The sequence below is a fragment of the Paraburkholderia fungorum genome (assembly GCF_046026025.1).
In the GTDB taxonomy this organism is placed as follows: domain Bacteria; phylum Pseudomonadota; class Gammaproteobacteria; order Burkholderiales; family Burkholderiaceae; genus Paraburkholderia; species Paraburkholderia fungorum_E.
Map to the genome: position 1 here is coordinate 178,387 of NZ_JAQQFL010000013.1, position 22,780 is coordinate 201,166.

General features: G+C 58.6%; 22 protein-coding genes. 16 read left to right on the top strand and 6 right to left on the bottom strand.

Annotation, left to right across the window (positions count from 1 at the left end; genetic code table 11):
* Window positions 1-16: 16 nt before the first annotated feature.
* The 3 genes from PQR67_RS16795 to PQR67_RS16805 form a co-directional block, all read right to left on the bottom strand.
* A complete protein-coding gene (locus PQR67_RS16795; RefSeq protein WP_408461219.1) occupies window positions 17-1,246 on the bottom strand; it encodes an EmrA/EmrK family multidrug efflux transporter periplasmic adaptor subunit in 1,230 nt (409 codons plus the stop codon).
* Between the two features lie 76 nt (window positions 1,247-1,322).
* Window positions 1,323-2,846: an efflux transporter outer membrane subunit gene (locus PQR67_RS16800; RefSeq protein ID WP_408461221.1), complete on the bottom strand. Its 1,524-nt coding sequence runs from the start codon at window positions 2,844-2,846 to the stop codon at window positions 1,323-1,325.
* Between the two features lie 49 nt (window positions 2,847-2,895).
* Window positions 2,896-3,414 carry a MarR family winged helix-turn-helix transcriptional regulator gene (locus PQR67_RS16805; RefSeq protein ID WP_408461224.1) on the bottom strand — a complete coding sequence of 173 codons (519 nt, stop codon included), beginning with the start codon at window positions 3,412-3,414 and terminating at the stop codon, window positions 2,896-2,898.
* A gap of 318 nt (window positions 3,415-3,732) precedes the next feature.
* Between PQR67_RS16805 and typA the strand changes: the two genes are divergently transcribed.
* The 6 genes from typA to PQR67_RS16835 all read left to right on the top strand — a co-directional run bounded on the left by typA (window position 3,733) and on the right by PQR67_RS16835 (window position 13,420).
* Window positions 3,733-5,559 carry a translational GTPase TypA gene (typA, locus tag PQR67_RS16810; protein ID WP_408461227.1) on the top strand — a complete coding sequence of 609 codons (1,827 nt, stop codon included), beginning with the start codon at window positions 3,733-3,735 and terminating at the stop codon, window positions 5,557-5,559.
* Between the two features lie 400 nt (window positions 5,560-5,959).
* The gene (locus tag PQR67_RS16815; protein ID WP_408461229.1) at window positions 5,960-8,821 is read left to right on the top strand and encodes a 2-oxoglutarate dehydrogenase E1 component; all 2,862 of its coding nucleotides are present in this window, start codon (window positions 5,960-5,962) and stop codon (window positions 8,819-8,821) included.
* Between the two features lie 131 nt (window positions 8,822-8,952).
* On the top strand, window positions 8,953-10,233 hold the full coding sequence (gene odhB / locus PQR67_RS16820; RefSeq protein ID WP_408461232.1) for a 2-oxoglutarate dehydrogenase complex dihydrolipoyllysine-residue succinyltransferase: 1,281 nt from the start codon (window positions 8,953-8,955) through the stop codon (window positions 10,231-10,233).
* Window positions 10,234-10,394: 161 nt separating this feature from the next.
* A complete protein-coding gene (gene lpdA / locus PQR67_RS16825; protein WP_408461234.1) occupies window positions 10,395-11,825 on the top strand; it encodes a dihydrolipoyl dehydrogenase in 1,431 nt (476 codons plus the stop codon).
* A gap of 90 nt (window positions 11,826-11,915) precedes the next feature.
* The gene (gene zapE, locus PQR67_RS16830) at window positions 11,916-13,013 is read left to right on the top strand and encodes a cell division protein ZapE (RefSeq protein WP_408461237.1); all 1,098 of its coding nucleotides are present in this window, start codon (window positions 11,916-11,918) and stop codon (window positions 13,011-13,013) included.
* Between the two features lie 161 nt (window positions 13,014-13,174).
* Complete coding sequence (locus PQR67_RS16835) at window positions 13,175-13,420, top strand: transposase (RefSeq protein WP_408461239.1); 246 nt, start codon at window positions 13,175-13,177, stop codon at window positions 13,418-13,420.
* Between the two features lie 327 nt (window positions 13,421-13,747).
* On the opposite strand, the gene PQR67_RS16840 is transcribed toward PQR67_RS16835, so the two are convergent.
* Window positions 13,748-14,224: a helix-turn-helix domain-containing protein gene (locus tag PQR67_RS16840; protein WP_408461241.1), complete on the bottom strand. Its 477-nt coding sequence runs from the start codon at window positions 14,222-14,224 to the stop codon at window positions 13,748-13,750.
* 241 nt (window positions 14,225-14,465) lie between these two features.
* On the opposite strand from PQR67_RS16840, the gene PQR67_RS16845 reads away from it, so the two are divergent.
* From PQR67_RS16845 to PQR67_RS16870, 6 genes are all read left to right on the top strand, one after another.
* Entirely contained in the window at window positions 14,466-15,095 is a 630-nt protein-coding gene (locus PQR67_RS16845) for an acyltransferase (protein ID WP_408461243.1), read from the top strand.
* 113 nt (window positions 15,096-15,208) lie between these two features.
* Window positions 15,209-15,706, top strand: coding sequence for a YccF domain-containing protein (locus PQR67_RS16850; protein WP_408461246.1), 498 nt, complete (start codon window positions 15,209-15,211; stop codon window positions 15,704-15,706).
* Window positions 15,707-15,716: 10 nt separating this feature from the next.
* Window positions 15,717-16,490: a hypothetical protein gene (locus PQR67_RS16855; RefSeq protein WP_408461248.1), complete on the top strand. Its 774-nt coding sequence runs from the start codon at window positions 15,717-15,719 to the stop codon at window positions 16,488-16,490.
* A gap of 123 nt (window positions 16,491-16,613) precedes the next feature.
* A complete protein-coding gene (locus tag PQR67_RS16860; protein ID WP_408461250.1) occupies window positions 16,614-17,150 on the top strand; it encodes an HD domain-containing protein in 537 nt (178 codons plus the stop codon).
* A gap of 239 nt (window positions 17,151-17,389) precedes the next feature.
* Complete coding sequence (locus PQR67_RS16865) at window positions 17,390-17,755, top strand: tlde1 domain-containing protein (RefSeq protein WP_408461252.1); 366 nt, start codon at window positions 17,390-17,392, stop codon at window positions 17,753-17,755.
* Window positions 17,752-18,261 (top strand): hypothetical protein, encoded by a 510-nt coding sequence (locus tag PQR67_RS16870; protein WP_408461255.1) that lies wholly within the window; start codon window positions 17,752-17,754, stop codon window positions 18,259-18,261. The genes PQR67_RS16865 and PQR67_RS16870 overlap by 4 nt, the downstream gene beginning before the upstream one ends.
* Window positions 18,262-18,268: 7 nt before the next feature.
* Here the strand turns inward: PQR67_RS16870 and PQR67_RS16875 are convergent, their stop codons facing one another.
* Complete coding sequence (locus PQR67_RS16875) at window positions 18,269-18,898, bottom strand: uracil-DNA glycosylase (RefSeq protein WP_408461257.1); 630 nt, start codon at window positions 18,896-18,898, stop codon at window positions 18,269-18,271.
* The gene (locus PQR67_RS16880; protein WP_408461259.1) at window positions 18,895-19,386 is read right to left on the bottom strand and encodes a hypothetical protein; all 492 of its coding nucleotides are present in this window, start codon (window positions 19,384-19,386) and stop codon (window positions 18,895-18,897) included. The genes PQR67_RS16875 and PQR67_RS16880 overlap by 4 nt, the downstream gene beginning before the upstream one ends.
* Window positions 19,387-19,424: 38 nt before the next feature.
* Here PQR67_RS16880 and PQR67_RS16885 point away from each other — a divergent pair, with 38 nt between their 5' ends.
* The 4 genes from PQR67_RS16885 to PQR67_RS16900 all read left to right on the top strand — a co-directional run bounded on the left by PQR67_RS16885 (window position 19,425) and on the right by PQR67_RS16900 (window position 21,838).
* The gene (locus PQR67_RS16885; RefSeq protein WP_408461261.1) at window positions 19,425-19,658 is read left to right on the top strand and encodes a hypothetical protein; all 234 of its coding nucleotides are present in this window, start codon (window positions 19,425-19,427) and stop codon (window positions 19,656-19,658) included.
* Window positions 19,659-19,779: 121 nt separating this feature from the next.
* The gene (locus PQR67_RS16890; protein ID WP_408461264.1) at window positions 19,780-19,959 is read left to right on the top strand and encodes a hypothetical protein; all 180 of its coding nucleotides are present in this window, start codon (window positions 19,780-19,782) and stop codon (window positions 19,957-19,959) included.
* A complete protein-coding gene (locus tag PQR67_RS16895) occupies window positions 19,946-20,179 on the top strand; it encodes a hypothetical protein (RefSeq protein WP_408461266.1) in 234 nt (77 codons plus the stop codon). Before PQR67_RS16890 ends, PQR67_RS16895 begins: the two co-directional genes overlap by 14 nt.
* Window positions 20,180-21,433: 1,254 nt before the next feature.
* On the top strand, window positions 21,434-21,838 hold the full coding sequence (locus tag PQR67_RS16900; RefSeq protein ID WP_408461268.1) for a hypothetical protein: 405 nt from the start codon (window positions 21,434-21,436) through the stop codon (window positions 21,836-21,838).
* Window positions 21,839-22,780: the final 942 nt, after the last annotated feature.

Below are 22,780 nucleotides of genomic sequence, written 5' to 3' on the forward strand. Positions count from 1 at the left end.
TGAATCGTCGCGCCGCTTACATCAGCTTCGCAGCAGCGGGCTTGGCCGCGCTGCTTTGAAGCGATTTCTGCGAGCCGCCGTTCGGACCTGCGTTTTCCGAAATGATGCGGGCGATTTCAGCATCGGCCTGGTCGCCGTACTTGTCGAACACGCTGGTTTGATAAACCGTGTTCGGCGCCTGGCCGAGCTGGCCGCCGTTATCGTCCTTGATGCTCACGTCGGCTTGCATCGACAGGCCGATACGCAGCGGATGCTTTTCAAGTTCCTGCGGGTCGAGCGCGATCCGTACCGGCAGACGCTGCACCACCTTGATCCAGTTGCCGGTCGCGTTCTGCGCGGGCAGCAGCGAGAACGCCGAACCCGTACCCGCCGAGAAGCCGACCACCTTGCCGTGGTACACGACCGACGAACCGTACACGTCGGCCGTCAACTCGACCGGCTGGCCGATGCGCATGTGCTTCAGTTGCACTTCCTTGAAGTTCGCGTCGACCCACACGCCGCCCAACGGCACGATGGCCATCAGCGGGGTGCCCGGCGAGACACGCTGGCCGACCTGCACCGAGCGCTTCGCCACGTAGCCCGTGACTGGCGCCGGCAGGTTGTTACGTGCGTTGTTCAGGTACGCGTCGCGGACCTTCGCGGCGGAAGCCTGCACATTCGGGTGATTCGCGATCGTGGTGTTGGCGGTCAGTGCGCGGTTCGACGCCAGTTGCTGTTCGGCGGCGTCGACGGAGGCCTGCGCGCTCTTCACGGCGTCACGCGCGTGCGAGATTTCTTCCAGCGACACGGCACCGGTTTGCGCGACCGTCAGGCGGCGCTTCAGGTCGTCCTGTGCACGCGACAGATCGGACTGACGCTGGGCAACTTGCGCCTGGTACTGATTGTCGTCGGCGAACAGGCCACGCACCTGGCGCACCGTCTGCGCGAGATTCGCTTCGGCCTGTTCGAGCGCGACGCGTGCGTCGGCCGGATCGAGCACGACGAGCGGGTCGCCGGCCTTCACGGTTTGCGTGTCGTCCGCGTTCACGGCGATCACCGTGCCGGTGACTTGCGGCGTGATCTGTACGACGTTGCCGTTCACGTACGCGTCGTCGGTATCTTCATGGAAGCGCGCGTCGAGGAAGTAGTAAAGGCCGTAGGCGACGGCGGCGATCAGGATCACGATGACGAGCAGCGTCATCATGCGCTTGCGTTTGCCGTTGTTCGCCGGTTGTGCGGGGGCAGCGGGCTGCTGGGGGGTGCTCATTGATGTGCTCCGGGTTCTCTCAAGCGTCGTCGTTTATTCGGATGTTCGTGCGAGTGTGGTTTGCGGCGGTGTGGCTTCAGTTTGCTGCGGCGGTCGCGGCGGTGGCCGATGCCGCGGCGGCCGGTGCCGCGGCATCGGCCGGCACCACGAGGCCGGTCTGCGTTGCGTCGAAACCACCCCCGAGCGCCTTGATGAGGCCGATCTGCAAATCGCGGCGGCGCATCTTCAGGCCCGTTACAGTCTGCTCGGCGCTAAGGCGGTTCTGATCGGCGGTCAGCACCTGCAACTGCGGCGACAAACCGGCCTTGTAGCGGATTACCGCCAGCTGATAGGCCTTGGTCGACGCATCGAGCGCGCGCTGGGCGTCGCCCGATTGCAGGTCGATCGAACGGATCGACGACACTTGTGTCGCGACATCCGAAAGGGCGCTGATCAGCGTCTGGTTGTAGTTCGCCACATCGAGGTCGAAATCCGCGTAGCGGCCCTTCAACTGCGAGCGCAGTGCGCCGGCGTCGAAGATCGGCAGATGGATTGCCGGGCCTAATTGCATCTGGCGGCTGCCCGACTTGAGGAAGCGGCCCCAGCCGAACGCATCGAAACCGACACCGGCGGCGAGGTTGATGTCCGGGAAGAATTCGGCTTTTGCTTCCTTCACGTCGTGCATCGCTGCTTCGACCTGCCAGCGTGCGGCGACGATGTCCGCGCGGCGTGCCACGAGGTCGGCCGGCAGATTGCCCGGCAGCGCTACCGTGTCGCCGCCGGTCAGAACCGGCTTGGCGATCGCGAGGCCGCGATCCGGACCTTTGCCGAGCAGCGCGCCCAACTGATAGCGCGCCACGGTGATCTGGCCGTCGAGATCGGTCAGGTTCGCCTGGCTGCTCGCGATGTTGCCGTTCGCGGTTTCCCGTTCGACGTTTGTGTCGAGCCCGGCGGATACGCGGCCGTTGGTGATGCGGCTGATGTCCTGGCGGTTGGCGATTTCGCGCGCGGCGATGTCGCGGAATGCATACAACTGGGCGAGCTGGTTATAGGTGCTCGCCACGGAAGAGGCGAGCGTTACGCGCGCCTGCTGCATATCGGCTTGCGCGGCCTTTTCCTGCGACACGGCCTGGCCCAGGCGCTGGCGGTTCTTGCCCCACAGGTCCAGATCCCACGACGCGCTCGCCAGCACATTGTTCTCGCTATACCAGGTGCCGCCGTACGGAGGCGGGTAGAGCGCGTTGCCCGAGAACAGTTCGCGAGTCCACGAATAGCTGCCGTTGACCTTCGGATAGAGCGCCGAGCGCGAGCTTTCGATGTACGACGAAGCCTTGGCGAGGCGTGCCTGCGCCTGCGCGATCGAAGGGCTGCCTTCCAGCGCTTCCGCGATCAGCTTGGGCAACTGCGGATCGCCGAACTGGTTCGCCCAGTCGAGCGACGGCCATTGGCCGCCCTGGCCGGGCAGGCTCTGGGCCGACTCATACTGAGCCGGCGACGAGATCTGCTTGTCGCTCTTCATGCCGAAGTAGTTCGCGCACCCCGTGAGGGCGAGCGCCGTCACCGCGGCGGCGACAGCGGCCCGGCTCGAAAGCGCGGGCGCGGACAGGGAAAGGGATTTCATCGCTCGACTCTTTGAGTGAATTGTAATGATGGACACTGCAAGTAATTTCTTACGATTTACTGTCGAAATTGCTTGCTGCATCACGGGTTAGTCCCGGTGGTTGCTCGCCGGAATTAACAAGTACGCGGCGCAGCATGCTCTTCAGGAAGCCCACCTCTTCCGCGGTGAAACCGCCCAGCAGACTGTCCAGCACCCCGTTGAAAATGGCTGGCATTCTGGCCGCGATGGCATGGCCTTCCGGTGTCAGTGCGAGCCGGACCACCCGCCGGTCTTCGTTGCTGCGCACTCGCGTGAGCAAGCCGCGCTTCTCCAGACGATCGACCAGGCGCGTGACGGCGCTAGCGTCGATGCCGTATTCACGCGCCAGTTCGGCGGCCAGCAGACACTTGCCGCTCGCCACCATGAACAGGATGCTGCCTTGCTGGCTGGTGATGCCCAACTCCGTCATGCTGCGCTGCGTGACGAGGTTCGACATGGTCGATTTCACCCGGGAGAGCAGATAGCCGACGCTTTCGCCTAGCTGGTACTCGCTGACGATTGGGTCGGGCGTTGAGGACGGATCCGTCATGATTCTCGTGCGAATGCAATGGTTGACTAGGCAGGATTATAGGGGGCGGTTGATTGACGCGGCAAGCGTTATTACAGCTTAGGCAAGGAACTTTTCCTCCTCAAGGCACAATGCGCGCGGTTTTGCGTAGGGCATCGCCGATCTGCGATGAGTTCTTTTCCTACAGGCCGCTGCATGAAAAGGGACGGGGCTATCAGGGAATACCAGATAGCTTCATTTGGGCGTGCTATAATGTTGGGTTCCCAAAAGTGCGCTTTGGGCTTTGTTGGCTTCGTACACAATGCTGCTGCTGGCGCACTCAACTGTCTCCAGGTTCCTATGACTCGCGCCCTACGCAACATCGCCATCATTGCCCACGTCGACCACGGCAAGACCACGCTCGTCGACCAGCTCCTCCGCCAGACCGCCACGTTCCGCGACAACCAGCAGGTTGTCGAGCGCGTGATGGATTCGAACGACATCGAAAAGGAACGTGGCATCACGATCCTCTCGAAGAATTGCGCGGTCGAGTACGAAGGCACGCACATCAACATCGTCGACACCCCGGGCCACGCCGACTTTGGCGGTGAAGTGGAGCGTGTGCTGTCGATGGTCGACTCGGTGCTGTTGCTGGTCGACGCCGTCGAAGGTCCGATGCCGCAAACGCGCTTCGTGACCAAGAAGGCGCTGGCGCTCGGTCTGAAGCCGATCGTGGTGATCAACAAGGTGGACCGCCCGGGCGCGCGGATCGACTGGGTGATCAACCAGACTTTCGACCTGTTCGACAAGCTGGGTGCAACCGACGAACAACTCGACTTCCCGATCGTCTACGCATCGGGCCTGAACGGTTATGCCGGCCTGACTGCGGACGTGCGCGAAGGCGACATGCGTCCGCTGTTCGAAGCCGTGCTGCAACACGTGCCGGTCCGCCCGGCCGATCCGGCAGCGCCGCTGCAACTGCAGATCACGTCGCTGGATTATTCGTCGTACGTCGGCCGTATCGGCGTGGGCCGTATCACGCGTGGCACGATCAAGCCGGGTATGTCGGTCGCCGTGCGTTCGGGTCCCGATGGCGCGATCCTGAACCGTAAGATCAATCAGGTCCTGTCGTTCAAGGGTCTGGAGCGCGTGCAGGTCGAGTCCGCTGAAGCCGGCGACATCGTGCTGATCAACGGTATCGAAGAAATCGGTATCGGCGTGACCATCTGCGCGCCGGAACAGCCGGAAGCGCTGCCGATGATCACCGTCGACGAGCCGACCCTGACGATGAACTTCCTCGTCAATTCGTCGCCGCTGGCCGGCCGCGAAGGCAAGTTCGTCACGAGCCGTCAGATTCGTGACCGCCTGATGAAGGAACTGAACCACAATGTTGCGCTGCGCGTGAAAGAAACGGGCGACGAAACCACGTTCGAAGTGGCAGGCCGCGGCGAGCTGCACCTGACCATTCTGGTCGAAAACATGCGCCGTGAAGGCTACGAGCTGGCCGTGTCGCGTCCGCGCGTGGTGATGACGGAAGTCGACGGCGTGAAGCATGAGCCGTACGAAAACCTGACCGTCGATATGGAAGACGGCCACCAGGGCGGCGTGATGGAAGAGTTGGGTCGCCGCAAGGGCGAAATGCTCGACATGGCATCGGACGGCCGTGGCCGTACGCGTCTCGAGTACCGTATTTCGGCGCGTGGCCTGATCGGCTTCCAGTCGGAATTCCTGACGCTCACGCGCGGCACGGGCCTGATGAGCCACACGTTCGATTCGTATCAGCCGGTCAAGGAAGGCGCGGTGGGCGAGCGTCGCAATGGCGTGCTGATCTCGCAGGACGACGGCGCGGCAGTTGCGTACGCGCTGTGGAAGCTGCAGGATCGCGGCCGTATGTTCGTGTCGCCGGGCGAGCCGCTGTACGAAGGCATGATCATCGGCATTCACAGCCGTGACAACGACCTGGTCGTGAACCCGATCAAGGGTAAGCAGCTGACCAACGTGCGTTCGTCGGGTACGGACGAGGCGGTGCGCCTCGTGCCGCCGATCCAGATGTCGCTGGAATACGCGGTTGAATTCATCGACGACGACGAGCTCGTCGAAGTCACGCCGCAGTCTATCCGTCTGCGCAAGCGTTACCTGAAGGAACACGAGCGCCGCAGCGCGAGCCGTAAGGGCGCAGTGGACTAAATCAGCACCGGCCGTGGGCACTGATCCAGGGCAAGCGGCGCGATGTCAGGCAAAAGCCACCTCCGGGTGGCTTTTGCCGTTTCTGGCGCCCAATTGGCATTGTCTGCGGTTGCTCGCCGCTGTTCGCCGTTGGCCGCCTGTCTGTCGTGTTTGTCCCCGTTTTCCGCAGAAGACTGTTGCGAGCGCTGGTAATGTGGCTGAAAGCCCGTCGCGGCGGGCTTGAGCGGCAATCCGTCTGCTATCTGCACTATCCGTTCTGTGATATGCTCCCCGGGTGCAAAGTTTTAGGTCCTTCCAAGCAAGACTTGATTCGCGCAATCCGCCAAACGGTCAGGCCGTGTCGCGGAAGGTTCTGTAACCCGCTATTTCTCGAGAAACTCGAAGAAAGGTGAGCGTAAAAATGATGAAGCAATTCCAGTCGAACTCTTATCTGTTCGGCGGCAATGCTCCGTACGTAGAAGAAATGTACGAAGCGTATCTCGACAATCCGGCGTCAGTGCCCGAGAACTGGCGCAGCTATTTCGACGCGTTGCAGAACGTCCCTGCATCGGATGGCAGCAATGCCAACGACGTGGCCCATGGCCCGATCGTCGAATCGTTTGCACAACGGGCCAAGGCTAATGCCTTTATCCCGCGCACGGCGACCGGCGGCGAAGATCTCGCTACCTCCCGCAAGCAAGTCTATGTGCAGTCCCTCATCGGCGCATATCGCTTCCTCGGCTCGCAATGGGCCAATCTCGATCCGCTGAAGCGCCGCGAACGTCCCGCTATCCCCGAACTTGAACCCGCGTTCTACGACTTCACCGAAGCCGACATGGACCAGGAGTTCAGCGCCACGAATCTGTATTTCGGATTCGAGCGTGCTTCGTTGCGTGAGATCGTCCAGGCGTTGCGTGACACGTACTGCGGCACGATCGGCGCCGAGTACATGTACATCAGCGATCCGGAACAGAAGCGCTGGTGGAAAGAGAAGCTCGAGTCGATCCGTTCGACGCCGAACTTCTCCAATGAAAAGAAGAAACACATTCTGAATCGCCTGACGGCCTCCGAAGGCCTCGAGCGCTTCCTGCACACCAAGTACGTCGGCCAGAAACGCTTCTCGCTCGAAGGCGGCGAAAGCTTCATCGCCTCGATGGACGAAGTCGTGCGTCATGGCGGCGCCAACGGCGTGCAGGAAATCGTCATCGGCATGGCCCACCGCGGCCGTCTGAATGTGCTGGTCAATACGCTCGGCAAGATGCCGGCTGACCTGTTCGCCGAATTCGAAGGCAAGCACGTCGACGACCTGCCGGCCGGCGACGTGAAGTACCACAAGGGTTTCTCGTCGGACGTTTCGACCGAAGGCGGCCCGGTTCACCTGTCGCTCGCGTTCAACCCGTCGCACCTCGAAATCGTAAACCCGGTAGTCGAAGGTTCGGCGAAGGCGCGTATGGATCGTCGCGGCGACGACAGCGGCCTGCAAGTGCTGCCGGTGCAGATCCACGGCGACGCGGCCTTCGCGGGCCAGGGCGTCGTGATGGAAACGCTGAACCTCGCGCAAACGCGCGGTTACGGCACGCACGGCACGCTGCACATCGTCATCAACAACCAGATCGGTTTCACGACGTCGGACCCGCGCGACTCGCGCTCCACGTTGTACTGCTCGGACGTCGTCAAGATGATCGAGGCGCCGGTGCTGCACGTGAACGGTGACGATCCTGAAGCGGTGGTGCTGGCTACGCAACTGGCTATCGACTTCCGGATGCAGTTCCACAAGGACGTCGTCGTCGACATCGTCTGCTTCCGCAAGCTGGGTCACAACGAGCAGGACACGCCGGCTGTCACGCAGCCGCTGATGTACAAGACGATTGCAAAGCACCCGGGCACGCGCGCGCTCTACGCTGAAAAACTGGTGCAGCAAGGCGTGATCACGGCCGCTGACGCAGACGAATACGTCAAGGCCTACCGCAAGGCGATGGACGAAGGCCATCACACCGTCGACCCGGTGCTCTCGAACTACAAGAGCAAGTACGCGGTGGATTGGGTGCCGTTCCTGAACCGCAAGTGGACCGATGCAGCCGACACCGCAGTGCCGCTGGCTGAACTGAAGCGCCTCGCTGAGCGGATCACCACGATCCCGGAAAACTTCAAGGTGCACCCGCTCGTCGAGCGCGTCATCAACGACCGTCGCGCGATGGGCCGTGGTGAAGCGAAGCTCGACTGGGGCATGGGCGAACACCTGGCATTCGCGTCGCTGGTCGCATCGGGCTATGCAGTGCGCCTGACTGGTCAGGACTCGGGCCGCGGCACGTTCACGCACCGTCACGCAGTGCTGCACGATCAGAACCGCGAACGCTGGAATGACGGCACCTACGTGCCGCTGCAGAACATCGCCGAAGGTCAGGCGAAGTTCAACGTGATCGACTCGGTGCTGTCGGAAGAAGCGGTGCTGGGCTTCGAATACGGTTACTCGACCGCTGAACCGAATACGTTCGTCGCGTGGGAAGCGCAGTTCGGCGACTTCGTGAACGGCGCGCAAGTCGTGATCGACCAGTTCATCTCGTCGGGCGAAGTGAAGTGGGGCCGTGTTTCGGGTCTCACGATGCTGCTGCCGCACGGCTATGAAGGCCAAGGTCCGGAACACTCGTCGGCACGTATCGAGCGTTTCCTGCAACTGTGCGCGGATCACAACATGCAAGTGGTTCAGCCGACCACGCCGGCGCAGATTTTCCACCTGTTGCGCCGTCAGATGATCCGTCTGTTCAGGAAGCCGCTGATCGTCGCTACGCCGAAGTCGCTGCTGCGTCACAAGGAAGCTGTGTCGGACCTGTCCGAACTGGCGAAGGGTGCGTTCCAGCCGATCCTTGGCGAAATCGACGAAGCGATCGAGCCGAAGAAGGTCAAGCGCGTGGTGGCCTGCTCGGGCCGCGTGTATTACGACCTGCTCGCCCATCGCCGTGAAGTGAAGGCAAACGACGTCGCGATCATCCGTATCGAACAGCTCTATCCGTTCGCGCATAAGCAGTTCGAAGCGGAAATGAAGAAGTACGACAACGCGACCGAAGTGGTGTGGGTGCAGGACGAGCCGCAGAATCAAGGCCCGTGGTTCTACATCGAGCACCACCTGAAGGAAGGCATGAAGGACGGGCAGAAGCTGGCATACAGCGGACGTCCGGCTTCGGCCTCGCCGGCAGTCGGCTACTACGCGAAGCACTACGAGCAGCAGAAGGCGCTGATCGAAGGCGCTTTCGGCCGTCTCAAGAGCGCGTCGATCGCTAAATAAACTAGAGCCGAACCGGGAAAGCGCGAGGCGCTTTCCCGTGCCGCGTCTGAAAGATCATGCGCGGCATTCGAGGTTCGCAGGCGGTCGTCGTTCACTGCGCCGTCACCCGATACGTATTCAGGATATTCATAATGGCTATTGTTGAAGTCAAGGTTCCCCAGCTTTCCGAGTCGGTCTCGGAAGCCACCATGCTGCAGTGGAAGAAGAAGCCCGGCGAGGCTGTCGCCATCGACGAAATTCTCATCGAAATCGAGACCGACAAGGTCGTGCTCGAAGTGCCGGCACCCGCAGCCGGCGTGCTCGCGCAAATCATCTCGAACGACGGCGATATCGTTGCCGCCGACCAGGTGATCGCGAAGATCGACACCGAAGGCAAGGCTGGCGCCGCTGCCGTCGAAGCCGAAGTGAAGCCGGCTCCGGTCGCTGAACCGGCACAAGCCGCTGCACCGGCCGCGCAGGCTGCATCCGCAACGGGTGCGAACACCGCTGCTTCGCCGGCTGCCGGCAAGCTGATGGCCGAGAAGGGCCTGGGCGCGGGCGACGTCGCCGGCACGGGCCGCGACGGCCGCATCACCAAGGGTGACGTGCTGACCGCGGGTCAAGCCGCACCGGCTCCGGCTGCCAAGGCTGCGCCGGCTGCCGCACCGAAGGCTGCGAAGCCGTCGCTGCCGGACGTCAAGGCACCGGCATCGGCCGACCAATGGCTGAAGAATCGCCCGGAACAGCGCGTGCCGATGTCGCGTCTGCGTGCGCGTATCGCCGAGCGTCTGCTCGAGTCGCAGCAAACCAACGCCATCCTGACCACGTTCAACGAAGTGAACATGGCGCCGGTGATGGACTTGCGCAACAAGTACAAAGACAAGTTCGAAAAGGAACATGGCGTGAAGCTGGGCTTCATGTCGTTCTTCGTGAAGGCGGCAGTTCACGCGCTGAAGAAATTCCCGCTCGTGAACGCGTCGATCGACGGTAACGACATCGTCTATCACGGCTACTTCGACATCGGTATCGCGGTCGGTTCGCCGCGTGGCCTGGTGGTGCCGATCCTGCGCAATGCAGATCAACTGAGCCTCGCCGAAATCGAGAAGAAGATTGCTGAGTTCGGCCAGAAAGCCAAGGACGGCAAGCTGTCGATCGAAGAAATGACGGGTGGTACGTTCTCGATCTCGAACGGCGGTGTGTTCGGTTCGATGCTGTCGACCCCGATTATCAACCCGCCGCAATCCGCCATTCTGGGTGTGCACGCCACCAAGGAACGCGCTGTGGTCGAAAACGGCCAGATCGTGATCCGTCCGATGAACTATCTGGCGCTGTCGTATGACCACCGGATCATCGACGGTCGCGAAGCGGTGCTGTCGCTGGTCGCGATGAAGGACGCGCTGGAAGACCCGGCACGCCTGCTGCTCGACCTGTAAGCACTGGCTCGGCCGGCGCCGGCTTGTCATCGTGCAAGCCGGCGCCATATAAGCCTCAGGTAAGCATCAAACAAGCGTCACGTCTTTCGCATTCCGCAGTACAGGAACGAGGCGCGCCACGAAGCGTGGCCGTGCCTCGTTCCGCCATCCAAAGGATTGTCATGTCCAAAGAATTTGACGTCGTCGTGATCGGCGCCGGCCCCGGCGGTTATATCGCCGCCATTCGCGCAGCGCAGCTCGGCAAGACCGTCGCGTGTATCGAGAAATGGAAGAACCCGGCCGGCGCGCTGAAGCTCGGCGGCACGTGCCTGAACGTGGGTTGCATTCCGTCGAAGGCGTTGCTCGCGTCGTCGGAAGAATTTGAAAATGCGTCACACCACCTCGCTGACCACGGTATCTCCGTGGAAAACGTGTCGGTCGACATTTCGAAGATGCTGGCCCGCAAGGAAGGCATCGTCGAGAAGATGACCAAGGGTATCGAATTTCTGTTCCGCAAGAACAAGATCACGTGGCTCAAGGGCCATGGCAAGTTCACCGGCAAGACGGACGCCGGCGTGCAGATCGAAGTGAGCGGCGAAGGCGAGACCGAAGTCGTGACGGCGAAGAACGTCATCATTGCAACGGGTTCGAAGGCGCGTCATCTGCCGAACGTGCCGGTCGACAACTCGATCGTTGCCGACAACGAAGGCGCACTGACCTTCGACTCCGTGCCGAAGAAACTCGCTGTGATCGGCGCGGGCGTGATCGGTCTGGAACTGGGTTCGGTGTGGCGTCGTCTGGGCGCGGACGTGACCGTGCTCGAAGCGCTGCCGGAATTCCTCGGCGCGGCCGACCAGGCGCTGGCCAAGGAAGCCGCCAAGCAGTTCAAGAAGCAGGGTCTCGACATCCACGTCGGCGTGAAGGTCGGCGAAGTGAAGACCACCGACAAGAGCGTCACGATCAACTACACGGACAAGGACGGCAACGCGCAAACGCTCGAAGCCGATCGCCTGATCGTGTCGATCGGCCGCGTGCCGAACACCGACAACCTCGGTCTCGAAGCGATCGGCCTGAAGGCGAACGAGCGCGGCTTCATCGACGTCGACGATCACTGCGCGACGGCGGTGCCGAATGTGTACGCAATCGGCGACGTGGTGCGTGGCCCGATGCTCGCGCACAAGGCTGAAGACGAAGGCGTGCTGGTGGCCGAAATCATCGACGGTCAGAAGCCGCATATCGACTACAACTGCGTTCCGTGGGTGATCTACACCGAACCGGAAATCGCGTGGGTCGGCAAGACTGAGCAGCAGTTGAAAGCCGAAGGCCGTGAGATCAAGACGGGCCAATTCCCGTTCATGGCGAACGGCCGCGCGCTGGGCATTAACAAGGCGGATGGTTTCGTCAAGATGATCGCCGACGCGAAGACCGACGAACTGCTCGGCGTGCACATCATCTCGGCGAACGCATCGGATCTGATCGCGGAAGCCGTGGTGGCGATGGAATTCAAGGCCGCGTCGGAAGACATCGGCCGCATTTGCCATCCGCACCCGTCGCTGTCGGAAGTCATGCGCGAAGCAGCGCTCGCCGTGGACAAGCGCGCGCTGAACATGTAATCACGCGCACGCCTGACTGAACGCAATTCTGGCATCACCACAAAGGCGGGCGGGTTCAATCCCTCCCGCCTTTCTTTTTGCAGCAACACGATGAACGTCACCGAATACTACGAAAAAGAACTGCAGACGCGGGGTTATCAATCGGACCCGGCGCAACGCGCGGCGGTCGACCGTCTGCAGCGGTGCTATGAAGAGTGGGTCGAGTACAAGTCGCGCCGCTCGAACGCGTTCAAGAAGCTGATCATCCATCCGGACCTGCCGCGTGGCATTTACATGTGGGGCGGCGTAGGGCGGGGCAAGAGCTTCCTGATGGACAGCTTCTACATGATCGTGCCGGTGCAGCGTAAAACGCGACTGCATTTCCACGAGTTCATGCGTGAGGTGCATCGCGAGCTGGAAGAGCTGAAAGGCACGGCCGATCCGCTCGACGAACTCGCGCGTCGTATCGCCAGGCGCTACCGGTTGATCTGTTTCGACGAATTCCACGTCTCGGATATTGCCGACGCGATGATTCTCTACCGCCTGCTCGACAAGCTGTTCGAGAACGGCGTGCAATTCGTGATGACCTCCAACTACGATCCGGACACGCTGTATCCGGACGGTCTGCATCGCGACCGCATGCTGCCGGCCATCGAACTGATCAAGTCGAAGCTCGACGTGGTCAATGTCGACGCGGGCGTTGACTACCGAAAGCGCACGCTGGCCCAGGTCGAGGTGTATCACACGCCGCTCGGCGCGGCTTCGGACAAAGCGTTGCGCGACGCGTTTTCGCGCCTTGCAGCGGTTCCCGATGAGAGCCCTATCCTGCGCATCGAAAAGCGTGAACTGAAGGCGCTGCGGCGTGCTGACGGCGTCGTGTGGTTCGATTTCGCGACATTGTGCGGCGGTCCGCGCTCGCAGAACGATTACCTGGAACTGGCGAGCCGCTTTCACGCGGTGATCCTGTCCGGCGTGCCGCAGATGTCGGTGCGCATGGCTTCGGAGGCGCGCCGCTTCACCTGGCTGATCGACGTGTTCTACGACCACAAGGTCAAGCTGCTGATGTCGGCGGCGGTGCCGCCCGATCAGTTGTACGTCGACGGTCCGATGGCCAACGAATTCGCGCGTACGGTGTCGCGTATCGTTGAAATGCAGTCGAAGGAGTATCTCGACACGCCACGCCGGATCGTCGATACATCGTTGACCTAAGGCGCCGCGCGACGCGGGCGCGACAGCTTTTGCGATAGATCACGGTCCGCTCGCCGAACAGGCGATGTCGGAAGGCGTATTTTCAAGATTCGGATTGGTCTTATATTCCGCGCGCGGACGACTGGATATCTTCTTTGTATGGTTCTGACAAAGGAGTAGCCATGAATCCCTACCGTGATATCAATGATGAAGAATGGCAACGCGTTGCACCGTTGCTCCCCGAACTGCGTCCGCGCTCCGAACTGCGTGGCCGGCCGCTCGCCAACACGCGTTCGGTGCTCAACGGCGTGCTGTGGGTGATGTACAGCGGCGCGACCTGGTCGGCCATGCCGCGCAAATATCCGTCGTATCAGACCTGCCATCGCCGCTTCAAGGCGTCTGCAATCGGTCCGCCCATTCTACAATAAGGCACTGCGGGCGGTGAACTACATGCTTTTGGACCGGGGTTGGTACAGAATTGGTACGGGCCTTTAATTCTTGTCGTATCCCCGCTGTGCTTGACCATCCCAATTCGATGACTCGGCAATGGCGCGGGGCGGAACCTGTCGGATGCCTCACGTCTACCGAATGACTGGCGCGCAACCAAAGAGAAATCTGTTGGCTATCTGGTGGCTGGCGGGTGTACAACGGACAGCATCGGGGAGTCTGCCAGACCTACACTAGGTACCGAAAAGGCTCCTAGTGTCTATCTCGTAGTTGAGGGTAGCGGTTGTATATCAGGTGGGTGAACGGGCCTATTTCTTTGCCTTTTTCGCCGAGGAAACGCTACGAGCCACTTCCTTGAATCTTTTCGTTTGCTCGGGCGATGCCTTGACCTTGGGCGAGGCTTTCAATTCCAAGCGCTGCTGCTTCAGCACGTCCGATACTTGCTCAACAATTTTGACGACAGCAAGCCGCTCGTCGTTGGTCAGATCGCGCATCGCAACCGCAACCGCCGCCACGTGCTGATCTTTCTTATCGTCGTCCGTTTTCGGTCCCTGTTGCAAAAGCTCGTCCACTGAACACTGCAATGCGATGCAAATTTTCTGAAGCCGCTGCGCGGACACGCCACGCTCACCTCGTTCCATGCGGCTAACGGCCTCCTGCCCAAGGCTGATCATTTCGGCAAATCGTAGTTGCGTCAAACCAAGAGCGCGCCTGCGCTCGGCAATTGCGGGGCCTATCCTCGCGGCAAGGCGAGTGTCCTCCTCGGGGGCGTGTCGAATTGTCATATTTCAAGACTTTGCTCGACAACACGACTTCCCGCGAACAACCAATATGTCATGGCATAATATGCCAAAATGACATTGCTGGCACAGACTTCGATTTATGGCGGACGTAGGGCGTTGGACGTCGCGCTGTGATGTAGGCCAGCACTTCAGTCGACGTCCATGCGTCTTAGAACGCATATTTTGATATGCCTGAATGGTTGCCTATGTATTCAGCGCTGCACTGATCAACGGAAACCGCACAATGAACGATAAAACCGCAACCCCACCCAACACGGCGACGAATCCATTCAACCCCGGCTACTGGACCGAAGATGAGTTATCGGCATTCGGATTTTGTGCGATAGGCGCAAATGTCAGAGTCGCCAAGAACTGCACCATCATCGGCATGCAGAACATATCGATAGGCGACAACGTGCGCATCGACGGCCCCACCGTGATGTCGGCATCAAGCGGCTACATACGGATCGGTTCGCACGTACACATTGGCGGCATGGCGTTTCTTGCTGGTGGCGGCGGAATCGAGCTTTGTGATTTTTCCGGTCTGTCGCAAGGGGTGCGTGTCTACAGCGCTTCGGATGATTACTCCGGCTCGGCGCTGACGAATCCGACCGTGCCGAAGGAATATCTGAACGTGAAGGTCGCCCCGGTGCACCTTGGACGCCACGTCATCGTCGGATCGGGGAGTGTCATCCTTCCCGGATGCTCTATTGGGGAAGGCGTATCGGTCGGCGCAATGTCTCTCGTAACGAAAAGTCTGGAGCCTTGGGGTGTCTATTTCGGCTCGCCTGCGAAACGCATCCGGGCACGTTCGAAAGATTTGCTGTCGATGGAAGCCGATCTGGAAGCAGCAAGGCAGAAACGCATTCCGTAACTCGTATCTCTTGGTCCCTTTCCGATAGCCAGGACTTTTCCCTGTGAATTGTTAAGCACGGTTCATCCGAGGTTTTTGCTTAGTTTAGCCGCAACATTAAATATGGATAACTAATGAAAAAGATAGGGAATATCATCTGGTTTCTGTTCCTCGGGGGTTTCTGGTCGTGGGCTTTGTGGCTCGTCGTGGCGCTGCTCTGCTTCGTGAGTATTGTCGGAATTCCTTGGGGTCGCGCCTGCTACAACGTGTCGGAATTCTCATCAGGGCCGTTCGGACGGGAAGCGATCAACCGGCATCAATTGACGCAGAAAAAAGACATCGGCACCTCTATTTTCGGCACGCTTGGCAATCTCATCTGGTTCCTGCTCATCGGCTGGTGGATGACGCTCGCGCACGTCGGGGCAGGTGTCTTGTGCTGTGCGACGGTCGTGCTGATCCCGTTCGGCATTCAGCATTTCAAGCTCGCGGGCCTGTCCATTTCCCCTATCGGTAAATCCATTGTGTCGCATGAGCTTGCCGATGAAACGCGAAGGGTAAATGCACGTGCCGATCTGAACGAGATTCGCATGGGATTGCCAGTCGCGGATGTCAAAGAATATGACAAGATTTGAGGTTGAACAAATGAAGAAAGCATACAAAGCAATCCTGGCGCTGCTCTTGATGATCGGCGCTGCGTCGGTGCACGCCGCTGGCACCACGGCGAATATTCCGCCTTCCTGCGAGGAACTGATCCAGTTTGTTAGCACATGCGGAGCAGATATCCGTTCGATGAACAATAAGCCGGGGGTGCACGACAGTGAAATGCCGTCGCCTGCCGCTCTGCGCAACGACACACGCGCGAGACTCCAGAAGCTTGGTTTCGACAACACGAACCAGGTCTGTATCGGCGCGCTTCAAAATATACAAGGGCAACTTTCAAACCTGGTAATGGGGGCGGCGTTCCAGGGGCGGCAGTTTTCCGACAAATGCCAGACGGCAATGGTCAGCGTGATGGCTACTGTTAAAAAGGCATCCGCTGACGCCCGTGCCGCGAGCAATCCGGACACGCTGAACGGGGCGGCAGCACAGCAGGGGGAAATTGCGAAGCACAACGCAATCACGGCTGTGCAATGGGCGCAATCAATGAAGGCGAATACGTTCAACGGTGAGGCGGCGTTTAATTACGCAAGGCAGGCTCTTGCGGATGTGAGTCGGTCGTGTCCTGACGCGATGGCGGTCCTGACGGGACCGGGCGCTCTGATCGTCAGCAAACAGTGTGGTTACGTCGTTTCGTATGATGACGCCGACTATGCAACGCAAATTTCCTTCGATCAGGATGTGATCGACCGCAGGCTTGCTGAGTGCGCTGCGCCTGCTGTCAGCAACGAATGGCACAACAAATGTGCAACGAAATGATGAGACTCGCGCAAATTAACCTAACGAAAATCGCTCTCGCCGTCGTGGCTCCGATCACGTTGACCGGCTGCAACCGGATTCAATCTGCTGTCCACGTGGCAACCCATTGGGTGAGGAAAAATCATGAGCAATACAATAATTCGGGCGATTGATTTCGCAGCCAAAAAACATTGCAATCAGCGCCGTAAGGATGCGGAACGTACGCCGTACATCAATCACCCGCTGGCCGTAGCAAACCTGCTCGCGAACGAAGCCGGGATTGATGACGAGTACGTGCTGGTCGCTGCAATTTTGCACGACACAATTGAGGATACGTCGACGACCGATGAGGAACTGACCGAACTGTTTGGCTCCGACGTTGCGGCTATCGTGCAGGAGGTGTCGGACGACAAATCGCTCACCAAAGACGAGCGTAAGCGGTTGCAGATTACATATGCGCGCAGCCTGAGTTACGGTGCGAAGCTGGTCAAGATCGCTGACATGATTTCGAACCTACGCGATATCGCGGCAAATCCGCCTGCCGACTGGTCGGTCGAGCGCAAGACGCAATATTTTGAATGGGCGCGCGCTGTTGTCGATGCCTTTGGCGACGTAAATCCGACACTGGAAACTCTGTTCGGCGAGGCATACGACGAAGGCATTGCGGCGGTGCTAGCGTAGGCGCGGCGGTCATGGCAAGGATTTTCTCCCTGTGCCCGCATTCCTGACTGGTCATCGTATATTCCTTGAACCAGTTTGAAGTGTTCTTGAAAATCGATGCGGGCGGCAGCGGAGCCAGGAAATATTTTCAACAATAAATTGCTACGTGCAAAATGCATTTCGCATAATGTCTATCTCAAATATTACGCACGAGAATTCGTCAGCTAAAATCAGCGCTTTATGATTTATGGGGCGATCCGATGCCGTGGTCATATCAGCAAAGCACCGGGAATCTTTCGTTTAACGGCGAGTTCGTTGAACGCGGTTACTCCGGGGCGGCAACAGGTAAAAACAATCCAGCCATGCAGACGGTTCCGAACATCGGGCCGATCCCGCGCGGAACTTACGACATTAGCGCACCCCACACCTCACCTCATACGGGCACGTACACTATGAATCTGACGCCCGGTCCAGGAACTAACACCTTTGGTCGGAGCGCTTTCAGGATTCACGGCGATAGCCTGCACCATCCGGGTACGGCGTCTGAGGGTTGCGTCATCATGAGCGTCACCACCCGCCACCGTATATGGGGAAGTGGTGATCACACGCTAGAGGTGGTTCAATGAAGTACGTATCTGGTTGCATCCTCGTACTTGGCCTGGCATGCACGGCAACTGGCGTGATTGCAGGCGCAATGGCCCCACAGACAAATCCGTTAGTTCTGGTCAAACAGATTGACGAACAAGGTGCAAAGGCTACGGTGAGCGGCATGTCGGAATCACAATGGGATGATCTGCTTACCCATGTTGACTCCGGTAATTCTGAATGGGTCGCATTGGTGCCGAAGCTCGCAAAAGGAACTGACGGCGGAAATTCTGAGGACCTCGGAATTGGGCTGGCCTACGCGTTGCCCAAAAATCCCAAGGCAGTTCTCAAGGCCATCGATCCGCACAACGGGCCAGTGCTGGGCGTCAGTCGCGTTTGCTCCGCACCGTTCATAGAAGATACGGTTCCGGATATCCCTGGTTATATCAAACGCGCCAAAGCGGCGTTAAACAAGGTCCGTGATCCGGCGTTACAGGACGTTAAGAAAGCTTGTCTGGCCGAACTGGCGCGCTCACTGACGCAATAAATTCCCGTCAGGCGTGCAATAGTTGGTTGACGAGCGCCATCTGACGGTCCGCAATCATCCCCCACGCTTCGCCCGAAGGCGCAAGCCTTCGAAATGCCAGTGGGCTTGTATGCGGCATCGGAACGACATACGACACGGTTTCAAGCGCCGCGCGAATCGCGGGATGCTTGCCTGCGATGCAGCGCGCGGACGTCCAGTCATTGCTAGCTGCTCCATCTTGAATTCGCTTGTAGAGGCTGCCATTTCCGAAGAACGCGGTAGTTGCCGTGCGTCCAACAGCTAATACGACCTTCGGACGACTTTCTGCGATCAGGTGCGCTAGAAACGGCGTACAAGTATCCACTTCGACCTGTCGAGGAGGGCGATTCTGCGGCGGTCGACAGCGACATACGTTCGCGAGGCCGACCGTCGAATCTTGAATTCCGTGCAGTCGCAGAAGGCTGCGAAGCGTGTCGCCTGACTTGCCAACAAAACCCTTTCCGCACTTATCTTCTTCTGCTCCTGGTGCTTCTCCAACGGCAAGCAAGCCACCTACGGGGCCAAGCGTTGCCTTCACCACGTTAAGTCGGTTGACTGAAAGCGGGCATTTTGCACAATTCGTATCTTGCCAGTCGACGGTGAAAGTCTTGAGGATCATTTGGATGGCTGCCCTTGTGAAGCCGTGCAGTCCAGAAATACGGCAGAGACGCGCACGAGTCGTAGCGCTTCGCCCGTGGCGTCGCTTAACTTGATCAGCGAGGACGTGCGTAGAGGACCATCTTCGCGCATCGCGTGCGCCACAAGGGCGAACGGCCGTAGAAGTGCGCCAGCTACTATTGAAATCAGCTGGTTGCTTGTCACTTGGCCTAGCGCTGCCAATGCGTCGCGAAGCTGCGACGAGCGGTGAACTATTAGCCAGAATAACAAGACTTCCTTTTCAACGGGATCAAGCGACGTGGTAACAGACATGTTTTCGACCGCTTTATTGGCCCTCGCGCCGATGCCAATTCGCTCCAGACGGGCCGCGTCGGCATCCGAGTCCGTGTCGGCGCTACCTATACGCATTGGTATCGCGTTCTGCCGGTGTATGCGTTCAAGCAGGATGGTGATCGCGTCGCGTGCGGATCGGCTTTCGATGGGCGGCATCGATACCTCTGTGTGGTTGAATTCAGGAGTGTCGGGCTATGCAACTTTCTATTATTCTGCCGATTCTGACACAAGAAAACGTATCTCAGAGAAACATGCCTAATGCAAAAAGCATGCGCAGCCTGATTCGCGCAAATATCCAGTCGGCAGTCTGCCCCCGTGAAAGCTCACGCCAACGAGGTCATGTCCGTTGGCTGCGACTCGGCTATGCGAGCCGGAAGGAACTTCCGCATTTATGCGAAGGCGGAATTCACGGCACAGCCTATACCTGAGGTTGAAGCTTGGACGGCAACGGTCATGACCGGAGAGTTCAAGTCAGTCATCCCATACTAAAGAAGTGTCATTAGATGCCGTAAACCTGATGGCAACAGATCAATCTCCGGAGAGGCACTCATGAATAAATATCGGGTCTTTTACAGTTTCCGAAAGGGAAGTAACTCGACGAGCAGCAACATTGATGTTGAAGCGGAATCAGATTTCATGGCGGCCAAGATTGCCGAAGGGCAGGCTAGAAAAAGGAATAGCGGTCGTGATAGCTATGATTTCATCGTGACGAAAATTGAGTGCCGATAAAATGGAAAATAATGAGAGTGACGATAAATATCTAAGCCTGTCTGAGGATTGGTCGGAGCTTGTGGATGGCTATGGCGCGAAAGAGCGTTCCATAGCCGGTCTGAAGCTTTTTGGGAAAAGTATTTTTAATGTTGGAAAATTTGCTATTACCGAAGCCCTTCCAAAAATGGCAGAGCAGACTGCTAAAATGGCAGAAGAAGCTGCCAAGAATAAAAAATAATCTCTTGTCATAGAGAAAACGAAGCCCCGGAAACGGGGCTTCTTCATGAGGAACTGCGTATGCAGTTCGCCGAGCCAAGGCCGACGTTCAGAGTTTGGCGCAGGGGGCGGCGGATTGCCGTCTAGCAGTCTGTTGCTATGCCTGTGCGTGCTTCACCGTCCCGCTGACGCGCTGGCGGTACTCCGCGCAAGTTCGCTTGGTACGTCCGGTGCAAGTAGTTGCCGGGGCACACCGGCTACTATCGTCGGGCTACTGTGCCCTTGCCGTGGAAGCTGGGGGCATAGCCGCGCAATTGAATATGACAGTCAAGAAAAACGCATCGGGTCGATGACCTCGAAGGTCGGTGGACAGAACGGCGCTACTTACGTCGGCGTGCGCCGCTTCTCCTTCAGCAAGGCCCGGTTATGAGACTTGGTGCTGCTATGAGTGCTGTGGCCACTATTTGTAGTTGCCGCGCCCTCATGCTTGCTGAGCTGGCCATCAAATGCACGGCAGTTTTCAGGTATTAAACGGTCGTTCATAGGACATTATTGTTGGCTTTTATCGATGCAGGTCGGCTGTCAACGATCACCATCGATGGGCGTCTGCTCTTACTTCGTTGGCAATGGACTACCGCGAGAATATGGACCAAAATACGCTTGGATCGCACGACATAACCATAGGGAATACGTAAATGTCGATTGAGGATAGATTCAAACAGGCGATAAGAGCAGTTCTAGTAAAGCGGGCCGCGAATCGCTGTTCTAATCCGGACTGCGGGGCAATCACGAGTGGCCCCACGGACGACCCGAATGATGCTGTGAACGTAGGTGAAGCTGCACACATCTACGGCGCCAACCCTGGTTCAGCGCGCTACGAGCCGAGTATGACGTCGATGGAGCGTAGTGCGATTACGAATGCGATCTGGCTGTGTGGCAATTGTCATAAGCTGGTCGATGACGATCCGAATAGGTACCCAGCCGGACTTCTTTTCGAATGGCAACGGGCGCACGAGCGTCAGATTGCGGAACAGGTGGGAAAAACAGGTGCTGAGGCTAGGCAGCGATACGAGAAACGACATCTAGAAGAATTCGGGCGATTGAGTAATCTGGCTGAGAAAAAGGAGAGTCGTGGGAATTTCTCCTGACGGTCGAAATGTTGCGTTATGAAATGGCTCCCATTTTTCACCGGTGGTCAGCTCTCCAGCGAGGGCTATACGTTAGGCCCGTGATACGCATTGACCGATCCGAATTCGTCCCGTGGCTATCAGACCGTATGCATGAAATCATGCAAATCGTCGCAGCATTTTCTGCTCTGGCGAGTTCGGAGTTCGCTCGCGCATGGGGAGATTTAGGCGTTGCTGGTTCTGATACTGAAATCGTTGCAGTATGTCGACTTTTCGCTGAGGTATGCGCTAGTACGCTTGCATGGGAAGAGCAAGTGCGCTTCTCGCGAGTTGATGAGCCTTTCGCCGATGTACACCGCTTGCTCAGTGGCGTTGCGAGCAATTTATTCGAACAAGCGCGGAGGATTCCTGAGTTTATTGAAAATGTGCTTAAGCAAAATTCCAAAGATGAAACTCACCACTTGCAGCTAGTGCTCACCCTTCCAGACGGCTTTGAAGAAAACATCTTTGCGGCGATGGAACGGGCGATTGACGCGGTGCAACACCGCGAATAATGCTATACCTACCGCTCCGAGCTAACGTCGGTTATCGGCGAAAAGCGGCCGTTTGAACGCCTTGGTAAGTGTCAGAGCGGACGTCGCTTCATGTTGGCCGAATTCAGCCGGATGATGAGCGACTCTGTTCGACCCTCAGGTTTCTCCGAAGCGGGCGCGTAGGCGACAAACGTCTGTGTGAGCGCGCACCAGTTAAGCACACGCTACGGTGTCCGTCAGGAACGCTGGCGCTGCTGTCAATTTTGCTGATCGTCCATTGGTCTTGCTCAACGAAATCTATGGCGTTAATCTATACCGCTACCACTAGTGAGCGGCGATCCTGCGCGAATTTTGCCTCCAATGTCCTGCGACGCGTGCGAACGAATGCGACTGAGCAATAGCCCCGATGGTCACCCCGGGCTTGTGGCTTCGCACAATCCGACGAAGCTGCGTCCCCTGGGCCGTCGCCCGGTGTTGTTGCAACGGTACAGGTGTCATGTATGCGCCACCAACTGGATACGAGAGTTCGATCCACTGCAACCCAACGGAACCGAGTGGATTTGCCTTCATAACGCATCAACAATTCTCACCCCTGACTTGGCTTCGGATTCTCACGCGGGGCAGTCGGCTGATTCTGACCGTTCGATCCCGGTTTGCACCGAGCCTCCGGCACTGACCGAGGCGTTGATATATCGTTTGATTTAGCGTGCCAGTTTCTCCCGCGTATCCTATTTCCCAAGCCGCGCTTCGGCACCCGTCGCAGCGATATCGGTGACGCCGCGTAAGCAGTCGGCTCGACCGTTCGCGACCGGTTGAGGTAGACCCGGAGCGGTCATCCGCCGCTTGTTACGACGGGTCCGCAGTGAACCAGGCGAATTCTTTTCTCATATGTGCAGCGTACCGTTGCCACCCCGCGTCGTTGTCGGTGAACATTGCATTTCGCATGGCAGCCGAGAGTTTGCT

Excerpts from the sequence above, each read along its gene's own strand:
- PQR67_RS16795 (WP_408461219.1), bottom strand. The coding sequence starts at position 1,246 with ATGAGCACCCCCCAGCAGCCCGCTGCCCCCGCACAACCGGCGAACAAC.
- PQR67_RS16800 (WP_408461221.1), bottom strand. The coding sequence starts at position 2,846 with ATGAAATCCCTTTCCCTGTCCGCGCCCGCGCTTTCGAGCCGGGCCGCT.
- PQR67_RS16805 (WP_408461224.1), bottom strand. The coding sequence starts at position 3,414 with ATGACGGATCCGTCCTCAACGCCCGACCCAATCGTCAGCGAGTACCAG.
- typA (WP_408461227.1), top strand. The coding sequence starts at position 3,733 with ATGACTCGCGCCCTACGCAACATCGCCATCATTGCCCACGTCGACCAC.
- PQR67_RS16815 (WP_408461229.1), top strand. The coding sequence starts at position 5,960 with ATGATGAAGCAATTCCAGTCGAACTCTTATCTGTTCGGCGGCAATGCT.
- odhB (WP_408461232.1), top strand. The coding sequence starts at position 8,953 with ATGGCTATTGTTGAAGTCAAGGTTCCCCAGCTTTCCGAGTCGGTCTCG.
- lpdA (WP_408461234.1), top strand. The coding sequence starts at position 10,395 with ATGTCCAAAGAATTTGACGTCGTCGTGATCGGCGCCGGCCCCGGCGGT.
- zapE (WP_408461237.1), top strand. The coding sequence starts at position 11,916 with ATGAACGTCACCGAATACTACGAAAAAGAACTGCAGACGCGGGGTTAT.
- PQR67_RS16835 (WP_408461239.1), top strand. The coding sequence starts at position 13,175 with ATGAATCCCTACCGTGATATCAATGATGAAGAATGGCAACGCGTTGCA.
- PQR67_RS16840 (WP_408461241.1), bottom strand. The coding sequence starts at position 14,224 with ATGACAATTCGACACGCCCCCGAGGAGGACACTCGCCTTGCCGCGAGG.
- PQR67_RS16845 (WP_408461243.1), top strand. The coding sequence starts at position 14,466 with ATGAACGATAAAACCGCAACCCCACCCAACACGGCGACGAATCCATTC.
- PQR67_RS16850 (WP_408461246.1), top strand. The coding sequence starts at position 15,209 with ATGAAAAAGATAGGGAATATCATCTGGTTTCTGTTCCTCGGGGGTTTC.
- PQR67_RS16855 (WP_408461248.1), top strand. The coding sequence starts at position 15,717 with ATGAAGAAAGCATACAAAGCAATCCTGGCGCTGCTCTTGATGATCGGC.
- PQR67_RS16860 (WP_408461250.1), top strand. The coding sequence starts at position 16,614 with ATGAGCAATACAATAATTCGGGCGATTGATTTCGCAGCCAAAAAACAT.
- PQR67_RS16865 (WP_408461252.1), top strand. The coding sequence starts at position 17,390 with ATGCCGTGGTCATATCAGCAAAGCACCGGGAATCTTTCGTTTAACGGC.
- PQR67_RS16870 (WP_408461255.1), top strand. The coding sequence starts at position 17,752 with ATGAAGTACGTATCTGGTTGCATCCTCGTACTTGGCCTGGCATGCACG.
- PQR67_RS16875 (WP_408461257.1), bottom strand. The coding sequence starts at position 18,898 with ATGATCCTCAAGACTTTCACCGTCGACTGGCAAGATACGAATTGTGCA.
- PQR67_RS16880 (WP_408461259.1), bottom strand. The coding sequence starts at position 19,386 with ATGCCGCCCATCGAAAGCCGATCCGCACGCGACGCGATCACCATCCTG.
- PQR67_RS16885 (WP_408461261.1), top strand. The coding sequence starts at position 19,425 with ATGCAACTTTCTATTATTCTGCCGATTCTGACACAAGAAAACGTATCT.
- PQR67_RS16890 (WP_408461264.1), top strand. The coding sequence starts at position 19,780 with ATGAATAAATATCGGGTCTTTTACAGTTTCCGAAAGGGAAGTAACTCG.
- PQR67_RS16900 (WP_408461268.1), top strand. The coding sequence starts at position 21,434 with ATGCATGAAATCATGCAAATCGTCGCAGCATTTTCTGCTCTGGCGAGT.